The following is a 15672-nucleotide window of genomic DNA, read 5'->3' as shown; positions in this document are numbered from 1 at the left end:
AAACCTACCGCTATCCGGGAAAAGACATGAACACCATCACTGCGGAAAAGCGCGTCCTCACAGAGGCGCAACTGTTGACGCTTGGAAGCAAAGCTTTCGAGGGGCTCGGCCTCACGGGCGAGGATGCCTCTGACGTAGCGAAAGTCCTGGTCACCGCCGACATGTTCGGCTTGTCGACGCACGGGCTGAGCCGCATCGAATCCTATGGGGAAAGGTTGAGGGTGGGAGGGATCAATGCGCGGCCCCGCATCACCGTCAAGCAGTTGGCGCCTGCCATTGTCTCGGTCGATGGCGACAACGGTGTCGGACCGCTCGTTGGAATGCGCGCGTTGACGGCTGCCATGGGCACCGCGCGTGAGACGGGCGTTGGTGTAGCGTTTGCTCGGGGCAGCAACCATTTCGGTCCCGTCTCGCCGTACTCCCTCATGGCCGCCGAGGCGGGTTTTGCCAGCATCATCGGCAGCAACTCGACCACGACGATCGCGCCGTGGGGCGGTAGTGACGCACGACTCGGCAACAGTCCCATTGGCTTCGGGGTGCCAAACCCCGGGGGCCATCCGTTTCTGCTCGACATGGCCATCAGCGTGGCCGCCCGCGCGAAGATCAGAAACGCACTCAAGCGGGGGGAGCAGATCCCCGACACATGGGCCACCGACAAGGCAGGACGCACCACCACAGATCCCGCAGCCGCACTGGATGGCTTCCTGCTTCCCATCGGAGGGCACAAGGGCTACGGCTTGGCGTTGCTGGTGGACCTGTTTGCCGGCCTGCTCTCGGGTGCTGCTTACCTCACGCACGTGAAGTCGTGGGTGGACGCGCCTGACGAGCCGCAAAACCTGGGGCACTTCTTCATCCTCATCGACACGCGACATCTCGGCGATACCGCTTGGCTGGCTGGACGAATGCACGACTTCGCTGCCATTCTTCATGGCAGCCCTGCTGCAGACGCGGCTCGCCCCGTGTTGGTCCCCGGAGAAATCGAGCTGAACAGCCTTGCCCGTCATCGCCGTGACGGACTTGCCCTGGATCCTGCGGTTCTCTCATTGCTCGAAGCGAGTGCGGTCGCGGCCTAGTTTCCAACCAGGCTCCCGGCAGCGCCGGCAGTCATTCTTCGCGCGGGTCATGCCCGGGCGGCTTGGCCGCGGCACCGAACACCCCCCGTTTAGAAACGAGACACGAAGATGACCGTTGATCACGACATCCGCGCCGCGTTGATGCCCACCGGCGTCTTGCGTGCGTCCATCAACTTGGGCAACCCGATCCTCGCAAGGTGGGATCTCGAATCACAGCAAGCCATGGGCGTTTCCGTTGATTTGGCGACCGAGCTCGCGAAGAGGCTCGCGGCAAAGCTGCAGCTGGTCGTGTTCGATGCGGCGGGAAAATCAGTTGCAGCTGTCACCGAGGATGCCGCAGATGTCGGATTCTTCGCCCTCGATCCGCTCAGATCTCAGGGCTTGTACTTCACCGCGCCTTACGTTCTGATCGAGGGGAGTTATCTGGTGCGCATGGACTCCCCGCTCCTCGCCAATGACCAGGTGGATGCAGCAGGTCTTCGCGTGATGGTCGGAAGGGGCAGTGCCTATGACCTGTACCTGACTCGCGAGTTGAAGCACGCGCAAATCTTGCGTGCACCGACGTCACCAACCGTCGTGGACGAGTTTCTTGCTCAGGCTACCGACGTAGCCGCAGGCGTGCGCCAACAGCTCGAAGCCGATGCCTTGCGTTTGGACGGGCTCCGGGTGCTGCCAGGACGATTCATGGTGATCCAGCAGGCCATGGGCCTCCCGCGGAGCCGTGGTCTCAACGCGGCGGCTTTCATGATTGATTTCGTTGAAGACATGAAGCGTTCGGGTTTCGTTACGCAAGCATTGGAACGACACCGCATCCAAGGCGCAGTCGTTGCCCCGCAGCGGCAGGAGTGACAACGGTCTCGAATGCACGCGGTGCGGGCCGTCGAACCCGGGAGCTTGCAAAAAACCGCAGGGCGCAGTCAATTGCGGACGGGACTGGTGTTTCAGCAGCCTGCTGGACAATTGACCATGTGCCGCCGGCCGCGCGCAACACAAAAGGGGACATCAATCTCTACCAGCAACGTTTTTACGCAGTGCCGCCGCGTGATCAAGACGCGGTCAATCGCAGCCTTCGCTCTCCTGACCATCATCGGGCTGGCGATGCTCGTCCTCCTGGGAGGTGCCTGCTACAACTTTTCTCCTTGCTCGGATTGAATCATCCAGCAAGGGAAACGGTTTCCAGTGACAAGGTCATGTCGTTGCCGCTGGCGCAGCGCGGGCTGCACTGCCTCAGCGCGCGGTGTTGTAGGGTGCGAATACTTCCACGACCCAGTCGACGAAGACCCGCAGCTTGGCGCTCAGGTGGCGGTTGGGCCGATAAGCCACATGGAAGGGCATGGGCGGAGGCGCCCACTCAGCCAGCACCTCGACCAAAGCGCCACTCTGGATGTGCGGCTGCACGATGGGTCCGAAGGTCTGCACGAGACCGAGGCCGGCCAAAGCAGCGTTGACGTGCGCGGTGCTTTCGTTGACGGAGATCGGGCCCTGGCCTGCGATCTCGAAGCGCTCTGCGCCGCGCACGTATGGGGCCGGAACGATCCGGCCGGTGCCGGCCGAGAAAAAACTGGCCATCGCATGCCTGCCGTCCAACAGTTCCTGCGGGCTTTCCGGCACGCCATGCCGCTTCAGATAGGCTGGCGAGGCGACGGTCGTGAAGGCCATCCGCGCAATGCGACGGGCCACCAATGACTGGTCGGTCAACGCGCCGCCGCGGATCACGCAATCGACCGCTTCACCCACCAGGTCCACCGGTCGGTCACTGACGCCCAGCGCGAGTTGGACGTGAGGAAAGCGCTGGTAGAAGCCGGGCAGCCGCGGCATCACGATCAGATTGGCAACGACCGATCCGACGTCGACACGGATGCAGCCCTTGGGATCGGTCCGATCCTGCCTCAGATCGGATTCGATCTCGTCAATGTCCCTCAGCACGCGTGCCGTGCGCTCGTAGTAGGCCGCCCCCTCGGGGGTGACGGTCACGCGCCGGGTGGTGCGCTGCAGCAGCTTCACCTTCAGGTGCGTTTCCAGCTGTTGTACGAGCTTGGTCACGCTGGGCTTGGGCATCTGCAACTGGTCTGCTGCGCGCGTGAAAGCGCCAGCCTCGACCACCCGGGCGAAGACGCGCATGGCGGTGATCTGGTCCATCGGGCCATTATTAGCGGATCGGAAATGGACAAGTGCCCGCCGCGATCTTGGCCAGGTTCGGATGCGCACCCAAACTGCGTTGCATCTCAGGCCAACGCAAGGACTCCACCATGACCAACAAACTTACCGACAAGATCGCCCTCGTGACCGGCGGCACCAGCGGCATCGGGCTGGCGACCGCCAAGCGCTTCGTCGCCGAAGGCGCCCACGTCTTCATTACCGGCCGACGGCAGGCGCAGCTTGATGCGGCAGTCGCAGACATCGGTCGCAATGTCACGGGCGTCCGCAGCGACGTTGCCAACCTGCAGGACCTCGATCAGCTTTTCGCCACGATCCAGAAAGAAAAGGGCCGACTTGATGTGCTGTTCGCCAACGCGGGCGGCGGTCAGGTGGCGGCCCTGGGCCAGATCACCGAAGCCCACTTCGACAGCATCTTTGACACCAATGTGCGCGGCCTGGTGTTCACCGTGCAAAAGGCAATACCGATCATGCCAAAGGGCGCCACCATCGTGCTGAATGCGTCGACGACTTCCATCAAGGGCACGCCTGGGTTCAGCATCTACAGTGCCAGCAAGGCGGCGGTGCGAAATTTGGCGCGAAGCTGGATGCTGGACCTGAAAGATGCGGGCATTCGCGTCAACGTGCTGAGCCCGGGCGTGGTGCCCACGCCGGCCTATGAGCTGCTGGGCTTGACGGGCGATCAACTCGAAGGCTTCATCGAGATGCAGGCGCGGACGATCCCGTTGGGCCGCGTCGGCAGGACCGACGAAATCGCCAAGGCGGCAGTGTTCCTTGCCTCTGACGACAGCAGCTTTGTCAATGGCATCGAACTGTTCGCCGACGGTGGCATGACGCAGGTATGACGGCTTCGTGGCAGACGATCGCCGTGCGGTTTGAAGGCAGCCGCAACGCGATCGAGCGAAGCGGGACTGATCTTCCACAGTGACCGCGGCAGACAACACGCCAGCCAGGACTTCCGGGGCGTGCCGCTCGGGTACGGCATCACGGCCTCGATGAGCCCCAGGCCCGATGCAGTTGGAGGAAAATTGGCTGGCCCATCAATCAAAGCAAGCCAGCGCGTGGAGCAGCCATGGGACACGGCATCCAGGGGCAAGGTCCATGCAGCGGACCGAGAAACCGCCTCGCGATGTCTTGTCCGCTGAATTCGTTTGCATCGAAGTCCACCACCCAAGTGAACAATATCCTCAGGAATCAACTGTTTGCCATGGCCTCCAGGGACGAGCGCGTCCGTGCCGAGCTGCAAGCCGAGGGCACCCTGCTCGAGGGTTACCACCCGCGCATGGAGGCAGTTCATCGCGCAAATGCGGCCGATCTACGCGCGCTGATGGAGGAGCACGGTTGGCCGAGCGAGGCCTTGGTGGGGCCGGAGGGTGCAGAGGCAGCGTGGCTGGTGCTTCAGCACTCGATTGCCGAACCCGGTTTCATGCGCCACTGCCGCACATTGATTGATGAAGCCAGCCGCATCGGGCTCGTTCCACGATGGCAGTTTGCCTACCTGGATGATCGAATTCGTGTCTTCGAAGGCAAAGCGCAGCGCTTCGGTACGCAGTTCGATCTCACACCTGATGGGCCAGAGCTCAATGCACTGGAAGACCCGAGCCAAGTCGACAGGTGGAGAAGGGAGGCAGGTCTGGGGCCTGTCAGCGAAGTTTTGTCCCGGGCCCGGGGTCTCCCGCTCCCCTCGCACGAGGAGTACGCATCCAAGCAAGTCGCCGGCAGTCTCTGGCGCCGCGATGTCGGTTGGGTCACATGAGTCGATCCACTCCCAAGCAGCGCATTGGTCAGGCCGCGATCAAGGCCTGACTCAAATCGATCAGACTCCAAAGCCTTCCTCGCGGTAAGCACGCGGCCGAGCCATCGGGTCGGGCCATCGAAGTTCAATCTCCAAAAGGCCGAGTTCAGGTTGCCCATTCGGGGGCTGTTTGCCCAAGGCCCCGTCGCCTATCTTCCAGTGATTCGGACACAAGGAAGAAGCAGCATGCGCCTGACGCACCTCACCAAGCACGTCGACACCCCGCGCCACGCGGCCGCGCTTGAAGGGAGTGCGCCATGACGCGCCGCCGCGACGTGTTGCAGGCGCTTGGTGGTGCAGCGATCTGGCCGGTGGCATCGGCCACTTCTTCTGCCAAGGACAGCCCGCTCGCGCACCCCGACCTCATCCTGACCAACGGTCGGTTCACCACGCTGGATCGCACCAATCCAAATCCACAGGCCGTCGCCATCACGAACGGCCGCTTCAGCGCCGTCGGCGATGCCAAGGACATCCTCGCGACGCGTGGCCCGGTCACCAAGCTGATCGACCTTTGCAACAGGCGCGCCATTCCCGGCCTGATCGACAGCCACATCCACGTGATCCGCGGCGGGCTGAACTACAACATGGAGCTTCGCTGGGATGGCGTGCCCTCCCTGACCGATGCCATGGAGATGCTGCGCAGGCAGGCCCAGAACACGCCGGCGCCGCAATGGGTGCGCGTGGTGGGCGGCTTCACGGAGCACCAGTTTGCCGAGAAGCGGCTGCCGACCATCGACGAGCTCAACGCGGTGGCCCCGGACACGCCGGTGTTCATTCTTCACCTGTACGACCGCGCCCTGCTCAACCGGGCCGCGCTGCGCGCGGTGGGCTACACGCGCGACACGCCCAACCCTACGGGCGGCGAGATCGTGCGCGACGGGGCGGGCGAGCCCACCGGCCTCCTGATGGCACGCCCGAACGCCACCATCCTGTACGCGACGCTGGCCAAGGGACCCAAGCTGCCGCCGGAATACCAGTTGAACTCCACGCGCCACTTCATGCGCGAGCTGAACAGCCTGGGCGTGACCAGCGTGGTGGACGCGGGCGGCGGGTTCCAGAACTACCCCGATGACTACGAGATCATCGAGAAGCTGCATGCAGACGGCGAGCTGACGCTTCGCATCGCCTACAACCTGTTCACGCAAAAGCCCGGCGGCGAGGTCGACGACTTCTCGCGCTGGACCAAGAGCGTCAAACCCGGACAGGGCGACGACACCTACCGCGTCAACGGCGCAGGCGAGATGCTGGTGTATTCCGCCGCCGACTTCGAGGACTTTCGCGAACCCCGGCCCGAGATGCCGCCCAACATGGAGGGCGACCTGGAGCGCGTCGTCCGCCTGCTGGCACAGAACCGCTTCCCCTGGCGCCTGCACGCGACCTACAACGAGACCATCGATCGCGCATTGAACGTCTTCGAGAAGGTCAACCGGGAGATTCCGTTCGACGGCCTGCACTGGTTCTTCGATCACGCCGAAACGATCACGCAGAAGAACATCGATCGGATCGCGGCCCTGGGCGGCGGCATCGCTGTCCAGCATCGCATGGCCTACCAGGGCGAGTACTACATCGACCGCTATGGCCAGAAGAGCGCCGAGGCGACCCCCCCGATCTCGAAGATGCTGGCCTCCGGCGTGCCGGTTGGGGCCGGCACCGACGCCACGCGCGTGGCCAGCTACAACCCCTGGGTTTCGCTCGCCTGGCTGGTCACCGGCAAGACTGTTGGCGGCGCGCAGCTCTATCCGCCGAACAACCGCCTCGATCGCGAGCACGCACTGCGCCTCTGGACCGAGGCCAACACCTGGTTCTCGAACGAACAGGGCAAGAAGGGCCGGATCGCCGTGGGCGAACTGGCGGACCTGGCCGTGCTGTCCGAAGACTACTTCCAGGTGCCCGAGAGCGACATCGCGCAACTCTCCTCGGTCATGACCCTGCTGGGCGGCCGCGTGGTCCATGGCAAGGGCGACTTTGCGGACTTCGCCCCACCCGCTCTCCCCGTGCTGCCCGACTGGTCGCCAGTGAAGCGATTCGGCGGCTACCAGCAGCGCAGGCTGGGGCAACCGGGTGCCGCTCGCATGGCATCGATGTGCGGCTGCAGCGCCGGTTGCAGCGTGCACGGACATGACCATGCCGCCGCAGCTCGGCGCGATGTGCCGACGAGCGATGCACAAGGCTTCTGGGGCGCGTTTGGATGCGGATGCTGGGCCGTTTGAGCGTGGACGGCGGCCGTACCATGGCGCGCGGCGCTCTTCGATTCGACCAGGATACAAGGCAAGGGAATTTCCAATGAAACTGAGCGTTCCTGTCTTCATGAGCTTCACAGCGGGCTACATCGACACGGCGGGCTTTCTTGCTCTTCAGGGCCTGTTCACCGCGCACGTGACCGGGAACTTCGTGACGCTGGGCGCCGCCCTGGTCCTCGGCACCTCAGGAGCCACGGCGAAATTGCTGGCGCTTCCCGTTTTCTGCGCGGTCATCCTCGTGACCCACCTGGCCTCTTTCCGGGTTGCCGGTGCTGCGCACGATGCTGTCACTGCAGGTGCTGCTGCTCCTGTTCGGGGCCGCGCTGGCGATCTTCGTGGGGCCGCAGCAGAAGGGAGATGACGTCCTCACCATCGTGGCCGGCATGTCCTTCGTTGCCGCGATGGCCATTCAGAACGCTGCCTCGCGCCTGCACCTTGGCAGCGCCCCGCCAACCACCTTGATGACCGGTACGACGACGCAAATCATGATCGACATCGCGAACCTGGTTCGCGGGCTGGAGGGCGAAAAAAGGCAGGAGGCAAGCACTCGCCTGTCGAAGATGCTCGCCAACGTGGCGGCGTTCGCAGCAGGCTGCGCGGCAGGTGCCATCCTGTACAGCCAGTTGAGCATGTGGTGCTTCGCGATCACGCCCGTGCTCGGGCTCGTGCCCATTCTGGCGAAGGCAACGCGCAGCCGCGCCCTGACGGCGTCGATGGCGGCGCCGGGTGCGCCGGGTGCGCCGTTTGTGGACTGTCCGTGCCCGGCTTCGGTATGAACCGTCGCCGCACAGGTTGCACCCTGGCAGGTCGATGGTGACGTGGTGCGGCAGAACACGCGCGCGTTCAGTGCTTCGCCACCGCCAGCCACCGATCCAGCCGCTCACGGTCGGCCATCAACTCGGCGCTCGCGCCTTCATGCACGACGCTGCCGCGGTCCAGCACCACGGCGCGCTGCGTGATCGGCAGGATCATGCGCGGGTTTTGCTCGACGATGATCGCGCTCATGCCTTCGTCGCGGACCACACGCGCGATCGAGCGCAGCAGCTCCTCGACGAGGATGGGCGCGAGCCCTTCGAGCGGCTCGTCGAGCAGCAGCAGCTTCGGGTTGAGCACCAGCGCACGCGCCACCGCGAGCATCTGCTGCTCGCCGCCGGAAAGCTGGTTGCCCATGTTCGAGCGGCGCTCGGCCAGGCGCGGGAACATTTCGTAGGCGCGCTCCACGGTCCACGGCCCGGGCCGGGCGACCGCCGTCAGGTTCTCGTGCACGGTCAGCGACTTGAAGATGTTGCGCTCCTGTGGGACCCAGCCGATGCCAGCGGCTGCGCGTTCGTGCGGCGCTAGCGGCGTGATGTCCTGACCCGCAAGCCGGATGCGCCCGGCATGGCGCCGCGTCACGCCGACCAGCGTGTTCAGGAGCGTCGTCTTGCCGGTGCCGTTGCGGCCGAGCAGCGCGAGTGACTGGCCCTGCTCGAGCACGAGGCTGATGCCCTGCACGACGACCGCCTGGCCGTAGCCCGACTTCAGCCCTTCCAGCTTGAGCAGTTCAGCCATGGTGGTTCTCGCCCTCGCCGAGATAGACGGCCTTCACCCGCGGGTCGTTCGCGACCGTCTGCACGTCGCCCTCGGCAAATACCGCGCCGTTGACCAGCACGGTCACGCTCTTGGCGAAGTTGAAGACCAGGTCCATGTCGTGCTCGATCAGCAGTACCGACACGTCGGCGGGCAGCGCATTGATGATGTCGAAGATCTCCTGGCGCTCGCCCTCGGGCACGCCGGCGACCGGTTCATCGAGCAGCAGCACGCGCGGCTCGCAGGCGAGTGCGGTCGCGATCTCCAGCAAGCGGCGCTTGCCGTAGGCGAGGTGCTTCACCGGCAGGTGCATCACGTCGTCGAGGTGGAACTGCTGGAGCAGCGTGTCGCAGCGCGGCGCGACCCGCGCATCGATGCCGAGCCGCTGCCACCACCGGGCCGAGATGCCGAGATGCGCCGACACGCTGAGCGCGAGCGACTGCAGCGGCGTGAGTTCGCCGAACAGCTGATTGATCTGGAAGGTGCGCACCATGCCGCGGCGCACCCGCTGGTGCGGCGCGAGCCGCGTGATGTCGGCGCCGTCGAGCCAGATCGAGCCGGCGGTCGGCTCGAGCACGCCCGTCAAGAGGTTGATCAACGTGGTCTTGCCGGCCCCATTCGGGCCGATCAGCGCACGGCGGGCACCCTTCTCGACCTGGATCGAGACGTCGTTGGTCGGCGTGATGCCGCCGAATCGCTTCAGCAGGCCGCGGGTTTCGAGCACTGTCGTCATCGACGCTTCCACCATGTCCAGGGTTTCGTCAGCTGATCGCGGCCCACCAGCACGAGCGCGACGAGGAACACCCCGAGCCAGAAGTTCCAGTACTGCGGCGTCCATGCCGAGACCAGGTCGTGCAGCAGCTTGAAGACGATCGCGCCGATGATGCCGCCGTACAGATAGCCGGTGCCGCCGATCACCAGCACCAACAGCACCTCGGCGCTGCGACGGAAGTCGAACACGTCAAGCGACGAGAAGCCGCTGGTCTGCGCGAGCAGTGCGCCGGCGGCGCCAGCGATCGCCGCGGCGATCGTGTAGACCGCGACCAGCCGCGCATTCACCGACAGCCCGATGCTCGCGGCGCGCAGCCGGTTGTCGCGCAGCGCCTGCAGCGAGTAGCCGAACGGCGAGTGCACCAGGCGCCGGACGATCAACAGGCAGACGATCAGCACGAGCAAGGTGTAGGCATAGGCGGTGCGGCCGGCGATGTCGAACTCGAACGCCCCGAACGGCGTCCACAGCGGCCCCATCACGACGCCCTGCAGCCCGTCCGCGCCGCCGGTCAGCCAGTCGAGCTTGTTCGCGAGTTCGTAGAGGATCGCGGCGACGCCGAGCGTCACCATCAGCCGCGTCAGGTCGGTGCCGCGCAGGATCAGCACGCTGGTGAGCGCGCCCAGGAGCGCCGCGAACGTGACCGCAACCACCATGCCGAGCCATGGGTCTGGCATCACGAGCTTCGCGAACAGCGCGGCCGCGTACGAGCCGAAGCCGAAGAACGCCGCGTGGCCGAGCGAGACGATGCCCGAGTAGCCGAGGATCAGGTCGAGCGAGAGCGCGAACAGCGCGAGGATCGCGATCTCGTTGAGCAACAGCGAGTGGCCGGGCAGCAGCAGCCACGACAGCAGCAGGCCCGCCAGCAGCGCGAACTCCCACCAGCGCCAGCGCGCGCCGTGCTTCAAGGCTTGTGCCGCGCCCTTCATTTGCCGGCTCCGCCGCGCACGAACAATCCCTGAGGGCGCAGCAGCAGGATCACGATCATCAGCGTGTAGACGATGAAGGCGCCGAGCTTGGGGGCGTAGTATTTGCCCATCACGTCAGCGATGCCCAGCAGCAGCGCGGCCAGCAGCGGCCCGGTAATGGTGGTGGTGCCGCCGACCGAGCAGACGATCAGGAAATAGATCATGAACTTGAGCGGAAAGCTCGGGTCGAGGCCGAGCACTTCGGCACCGAGCGCGCCGCCGAGCCCGGCCAGGCCCGAGCCAACCGCGAAGGTCAGCAGGAAGATGCGGTTGACGTTCAGTCCGAGCCCGCCGGCCACGCGCCGGTCGTCGACCGAAGCGCGCAGCTGGCTGCCGAAGCGGGTGCGGCCGAGTACCCATTGCAGCGCGAGCGTCAGCACGGCACAGACGACGATGATGAAGAACCGGTACTTGCCGATGCCGACCCACGAGATGTCGAAGCGCCCCTGCAGCCAGGCCGGGAGCTGGATGTTCTGCTGCATCGAACCAACGAAGTAGTCGACGCTGGTCACCGCGATGAAGACCAGGCCGATCGAGAACAGCACCTGGTCGAGGTGCGGCTTCGCGTACATGCGCCGGTACAGGAGCGGCTCCAGCACTGCGCCAATCAGCGCCGCGCCGACGAACGCGAGAGGCAGGCAGGCGAGGAACGGCAGCCCGAGGCGGTTCATCGCCAGCACCGTGATGTAGCCGCCGGCCATCGCGAACGCGCCGTGCGCGAGGTTGATGAAGTTCATCAACCCGAGCGTCACCGCCAGCCCGGCGGCCAGGACGAACAGCAGCATGCCGTAGGCGATGCCGTCGAACAGCAGTGTCAACATTCTTGGTCAGTGCATTGAGGCGGCAGCGGGCCGAACGCCGGCCCGCATCCCCTTGGCGAAACGGCCGCGGTACGCCGCGGACGAAGGGGTCGTCATTTCTGCTTGCCGGGATCCTTGACCGCCTTGATCACGTCGAACTCGACGTTGTACAGACCGTTGCCCATCGCCGGCACGCGCTCGACCTTGCGGATGTAGACGTCCTGCACGATGTCGCGGGTCTGCGCGTCGATCAGCACCGCGCCGCGAGGGCTCTCGAAGATCTGGCCCTTCATCGCGTTCAGCAGCTTGTCGCCGCCCTCGCCCTTGGTGGTCTCGAGCGCCTTGTAGATCACGCGCATGCCGTCGTAGCCGCCGACCGCCATGAAGTTCGGGCGCATGCCCTTGTTGGCAGCCTGGAAGGCCTCGACGAACTTCTTGTTCACTGCCGACGGGTGCGCGGCCGAGTAGTGGTGCGAGTTGACGACGCCCAGCGCAACATCGCCCATGTCGGCGAGCTGGTCATCGTCGGTCACGTCGCCGGTCGAGATCAGCTTGACGCCGCTCTTGTCGAGGCCGCGCTCGGCGAACTGCTTCATGAAGGCCGCGCCCTGCCCTGACGGCAGGAACACGAACAGCGCGTCGGGCTTCGCGTCGACAACCTTCTGCAGCACCGGCGCGAAATCGGGCGCCTTCAGCGGCGTGCGCAGCTTGTCGAGGATCTGCCCGCCGTCGAGGCGGAACTGGCTGTCGAAGAACTTCTCGGCATCGAAGCCGGGGCCGTAGTCGGCCACCAGCGTGATGACCCTCTTGATCTTGTTCTTCGCAGCCCAGTCGGCAATCGGCGTCGCCACCTGCGGCAGCGTGAAGCTGGTGCGCACGATGAAGTCGGAGGCCTGCGTGATGCTCGAGGTGGCCGCCGCCATCACGACCATCGGCGTCTTGCTTTGCGTGGCAAGTGGCGCGGTCGCGAGCGCGGTCGGCGTGATGCCGAAGCCGGCGATCACCGAGACCTTGTCGTTGACGATCAGCTCCTGCGCAATGCGCTTGGTCGCGTCGGGCACCGCGCCGTCGTCCTTCAGGATGACCTCGACCGTGCGGCCGGCGACCTTGTTGCCGTTCTGCGCAACCCACAGTTTCACGGCCGCATCGATCTGGCGCCCGGTCGATGCCGACTGGCCGGTCATCGGCAGGATCAGTCCGATCTTGATCGGACCGGTGTCGGCGGCCTGCACCAGGGCGCTGCTGGGAAACGCCAAGGCAGCGAGGATGGCCTGCCCGACGAGTCGTCTTTTTTTGTTCAAGCTACTTCTCCATCTCGATACAAGTTCATTCGAGCCGCAAGTGCCGCATCGGGCTCAGGGCGCTTCGCAACTGAAGCTGGCGGCGTCGTCCGTGCTGCCACTGCCCTTGTATTTCGCCACCTTCGGGTAGACGCACAAGGGCCGGGTGCGAAGCACCGCCTGGGTCGGATCGTCGGCCGTGTACTTGGTCGCGATGATCTGCTCGGGTGCAGTCCCCTGCTTGACCCATTTAACGAGCGCCTTGAAGGCATCGTGGTCGGCATCGGCCTTCGGTACGCCATCCTGGCCGAACGCGTTGGGGCCGTCGCCGCCGACACAGTGACCCATCCCAGGGACCATGAAGAGCCGCGCGAACGTGTTCACCGCCGCCGCTCCGCCGAGCTTCGAGTTCATCGCTTCATAGTACTGCGTCGTGCCTTCCGGCATGATCAGCGGGTCAGCCCATCCGTGATAGTTGATCAGCTTCCCACCATGTGCTTTGAAGGCTGAGAGATCGGGGTTGTCGGTGCCGAGAGCGGGGCCGACCATTTCGACGTTCTTGTTGAAGAACGCCTCGTAGTTGGCGTAGCTCAGCGTGGTCCAGTCCCAGTTCGGGTCGAGGTACACGAAGTACTTCCCCTGCTCGATGGGCACGGGGAATGGAACCGGGCCAGCCATCGGCAGCGTCGTCGCGTCGCGCTCTGTGCCCGGCCAGAGTTGGACACCCGACGCGTTGCGGGCACCGCCCCAGATCTTCTGCATCACGCCCGCTTCCGCCCTCGTCAGACAGGTGTCGTCTGCTTGGGTGCAGGTGTCCTTCGTGATCGTCGTGTCGCTGGCCGGGTTGTAGGTGCACTGGCGCGGATCGTTCAGCAGTCCATCGGTGACGCCGTCCGCGGCGTCGCATGAAGCGATCGCGGCACTTGTGGCGAGCGTCTGCTTCGCAGCCGACATCGCGTAGCCGAGATCCTGCCGCATCACGACCTGAGGCCAGATCTGCTGGGCCTGGAAGCGATCCCAGTGAATGGCCGGAGCGCCTGCCAGGATCCCATCGTAGTCATCGGGATAACGCTGCGCCATCATCATGCCTTGGCGACCCCCGGTCGAGCAGCCATACCAGAACGAGGTGTTCGGCTCCTGCCCGTAGAAGACACGTGCCAGCTGCTTGGCGACGACCGCCATCAGGTGCTCCGAGCGAAAGGCGAAGTCCTCTTGCAGCTGTGTGTTCGGGACGCCCGGCGAGAGCATTCCGAATGCACCGCTGAGGAAGAAGCTGGAATGCCCGGTGTCGGTCTGCACGCCGATGTAGCCGGCCTCCGCCGCGGCGGTTTCGGCACCGACTGAGCCGGCGAAGACCCCACCGCCTTGAGACCGCAAGTCCCCGTTCCACGCACCGCCCATGGGCAGCGTGACCCAGATGTTGACCGCCGGTGCGACGACCACCTTGACCAGGCAGTACGACACAGATCCGATGGTGCCCGGCGCAGCATCCAGAATCGTCGTCGGCGCGTCGGTACTGAGCACCGCTGCGCCCACGCCCGTCATCGAGCAGGGCTTGGTCTCGCTGATGCTGACCGGCGCGGGCGCTGGAGCAGGCGCTGGTGGAGGGGGCGCGGCAGGAGCCGGTGAATCGCTGCTGCTGCCGCCGCACGCGGCGAGCCCCAACGAGAACGTCAACGCGGCTGCCCAACTGATTTGATCGCGCAACGATTTCTTGAACATGGTGCTGTCTCCTTATGGTCTATTGATTTGTCTGGATGTCAGATTGGCAGGCCGACGTAGTTCTCTGCCAACGCGGTAGAGGCCGAGCGGGATCCGACCAGGTACGTCAGTTCGGCCTGCTGGAGGCGAGAACCGAACGCCCCGGCCTCGGGGAACCGATGCATCAGTGATGTGAACCACCATGAAAAGCGCTCGGCCTTCCAGACCCGCGCCAGGCAGCGCGCCGAGTAGTGGTCCAGGCCCGCACTGCTGCGCTCGAGGCAGTGCTCTGCGAGGCCCCGCGCCAGGTAGCCGGCGTCGGTCGCGGCGAGGTTCAATCCCTTGGCACCGGTGGGCGGCACGATGTGCGCCGCATCGCCAGCCAGGAAGAGCCGGCCGAATCGCATCGGCTCGGCCACGAAACTGCGCAGCGGTGCGATGCTCTTTTCGATCGATGGCCCCGTCGTCACGGCCTCGGCGATGTCGACGGGCAGGCGGCGACGAAGCTCGTCCCAGAAGGCGTCGTCGCTCCACTGATCTGCCTGGTCATCGAGCGAGCACTGGACGTAGTAGCGGCTGCGTGTCTTGCTGCGCTGACTGCACAGCGCGAATCCGCGCTCGTGATTGGCGTAGATCAGCTCGTGCCTGACCGGCGGCACGTCTGCCAGCACGCCCAGCCAGCCGAAGGGGTAGATCTTTTCGTAGGTCGTGATCGCGTCGCGCGGAACGGTGGCCCGGCAGATGCCGTGGTAGCCGTCGCACCCGGCGATGAAGTCGCAGGCGAGCTCGTGGGGAACACCGTTCTTGACGTACCGGACCACCGGGTGCTCGCCGTCGAACCCTTCGATCTGGACGTCTTCGGCCTCGTAGTCGGTGGTCAGACCCGCAACCGCACGCGACTGCATCAGGTCGTGCGTCACCTCGGTCTGGCCATAGACGGTCACGTGCTTTCCGGTGAGTGCCCGGAAGTCGATACGGTGGAGCGCGCCATCGAATGACAGTTCGATGCCGTCGTGCGTCAGGCCTTCCTTCAAGCAGCGGTCTGCAACGCCCGCCTCGCGAAGCAGGTCGAGGGTGGTCTGCTCGAGCACACCGGCCCGGATTCGGGCCAGGACGTACTCGGCGCTGCGGTGCTCGACGATGACGGCGTCGATGTCGTGACGCGCGAGGAGCGCCCCCAGAAGCAGTCCGGCAGGCCCGGCGCCAATGATCGCCACCTGTGTTCGCTCATGGACCAAGAAGATGCTCCGCTCTGTATCGCATGAGTGCGCAGTCTCGCGATCGGATTGACGCCGATCAAGGCGATCCGGCCGATGGCGG

The 15672-nt window shown here is 65.1% G+C and carries 13 protein-coding genes and 1 pseudogene; 6 read left to right on the top strand and 8 right to left on the bottom strand.

The window, feature by feature from the left end; translation table 11 throughout:
* Positions 1–26: 26 nt before the first annotated feature.
* Together ACAH41_RS06360 and ACAH41_RS06355 are read left to right on the top strand one after the other, a co-directional pair.
* Positions 27–1073 carry an Ldh family oxidoreductase gene (locus ACAH41_RS06360; RefSeq protein ID WP_325648560.1) on the top strand — a complete coding sequence of 349 codons (1047 nt, stop codon included), beginning with the start codon at positions 27–29 and terminating at the stop codon, positions 1071–1073.
* Between the two features lie 108 nt (positions 1074–1181).
* On the top strand, positions 1182–1922 hold the full coding sequence (locus tag ACAH41_RS06355) for an ABC transporter substrate-binding protein (protein ID WP_325648561.1): 741 nt from the start codon (positions 1182–1184) through the stop codon (positions 1920–1922).
* Between the two features lie 378 nt (positions 1923–2300).
* Here the strand turns inward: ACAH41_RS06355 and ACAH41_RS06350 are convergent, their stop codons facing one another.
* Positions 2301–3212, bottom strand: a complete 912-nt coding sequence (locus ACAH41_RS06350; RefSeq protein WP_325648562.1) for a LysR family transcriptional regulator — start codon at positions 3210–3212, stop codon at positions 2301–2303.
* A 110-nt stretch (positions 3213–3322) separates the two neighbouring features.
* On the opposite strand from ACAH41_RS06350, the gene ACAH41_RS06345 reads away from it, so the two are divergent.
* The 4 genes and pseudogenes from ACAH41_RS06345 to ACAH41_RS06330 all read left to right on the top strand — a co-directional run bounded on the left by ACAH41_RS06345 (position 3323) and on the right by ACAH41_RS06330 (position 8041).
* A complete protein-coding gene (locus ACAH41_RS06345; protein WP_325648563.1) occupies positions 3323–4075 on the top strand; it encodes an SDR family oxidoreductase in 753 nt (250 codons plus the stop codon).
* Between the two features lie 227 nt (positions 4076–4302).
* Positions 4303–4986, top strand: a complete 684-nt coding sequence (locus ACAH41_RS06340) for a DUF6624 domain-containing protein (protein WP_325648564.1) — start codon at positions 4303–4305, stop codon at positions 4984–4986.
* A 296-nt stretch (positions 4987–5282) separates the two neighbouring features.
* A complete protein-coding gene (locus tag ACAH41_RS06335; RefSeq protein ID WP_325648565.1) occupies positions 5283–7235 on the top strand; it encodes an amidohydrolase in 1953 nt (650 codons plus the stop codon).
* Positions 7236–7308: 73 nt separating this feature from the next.
* Positions 7309–8041 (top strand): annotated as a pseudogene (locus tag ACAH41_RS06330) (DUF1275 family protein).
* A 67-nt stretch (positions 8042–8108) separates the two neighbouring features.
* On the opposite strand, the gene ACAH41_RS06325 reads toward ACAH41_RS06330, so the two are convergent.
* The 7 genes from ACAH41_RS06325 to pobA all read right to left on the bottom strand — a co-directional run bounded on the left by ACAH41_RS06325 (position 8109) and on the right by pobA (position 15590).
* Complete coding sequence (locus ACAH41_RS06325; RefSeq protein WP_325648567.1) at positions 8109–8816, bottom strand: ABC transporter ATP-binding protein; 708 nt, start codon at positions 8814–8816, stop codon at positions 8109–8111.
* The gene (locus tag ACAH41_RS06320) at positions 8809–9567 is read right to left on the bottom strand and encodes an ABC transporter ATP-binding protein (protein WP_325648568.1); all 759 of its coding nucleotides are present in this window, start codon (positions 9565–9567) and stop codon (positions 8809–8811) included. The genes ACAH41_RS06325 and ACAH41_RS06320 overlap by 8 nt, the downstream gene beginning before the upstream one ends.
* Positions 9564–10532 (bottom strand): branched-chain amino acid ABC transporter permease, encoded by a 969-nt coding sequence (locus ACAH41_RS06315; RefSeq protein WP_325648570.1) that lies wholly within the window; start codon positions 10530–10532, stop codon positions 9564–9566. Before ACAH41_RS06315 ends, ACAH41_RS06320 begins: the two co-directional genes overlap by 4 nt.
* Positions 10529–11392, bottom strand: a complete 864-nt coding sequence (locus tag ACAH41_RS06310; protein WP_325648572.1) for a branched-chain amino acid ABC transporter permease — start codon at positions 11390–11392, stop codon at positions 10529–10531. Before ACAH41_RS06310 ends, ACAH41_RS06315 begins: the two co-directional genes overlap by 4 nt.
* A gap of 92 nt (positions 11393–11484) precedes the next feature.
* Positions 11485–12672: an ABC transporter substrate-binding protein gene (locus tag ACAH41_RS06305; RefSeq protein ID WP_325648574.1), complete on the bottom strand. Its 1188-nt coding sequence runs from the start codon at positions 12670–12672 to the stop codon at positions 11485–11487.
* Between the two features lie 54 nt (positions 12673–12726).
* Positions 12727–14373, bottom strand: a complete 1647-nt coding sequence (locus ACAH41_RS06300; RefSeq protein WP_325648575.1) for a tannase/feruloyl esterase family alpha/beta hydrolase — start codon at positions 14371–14373, stop codon at positions 12727–12729.
* Positions 14374–14411: 38 nt separating this feature from the next.
* Positions 14412–15590 (bottom strand): 4-hydroxybenzoate 3-monooxygenase, encoded by a 1179-nt coding sequence (pobA, locus tag ACAH41_RS06295; RefSeq protein WP_325648576.1) that lies wholly within the window; start codon positions 15588–15590, stop codon positions 14412–14414.
* Positions 15591–15672: the final 82 nt, after the last annotated feature.

Origin of the sequence: Ideonella sp., from assembly GCF_041287625.1 — a bacterium.
Lineage (GTDB): Bacteria > Pseudomonadota > Gammaproteobacteria > Burkholderiales > Burkholderiaceae_C > Ideonella.
The sequence above is the reverse complement of the archived record's forward strand: the minus strand, read 5'-3'. Positions and strand labels throughout refer to the sequence as shown.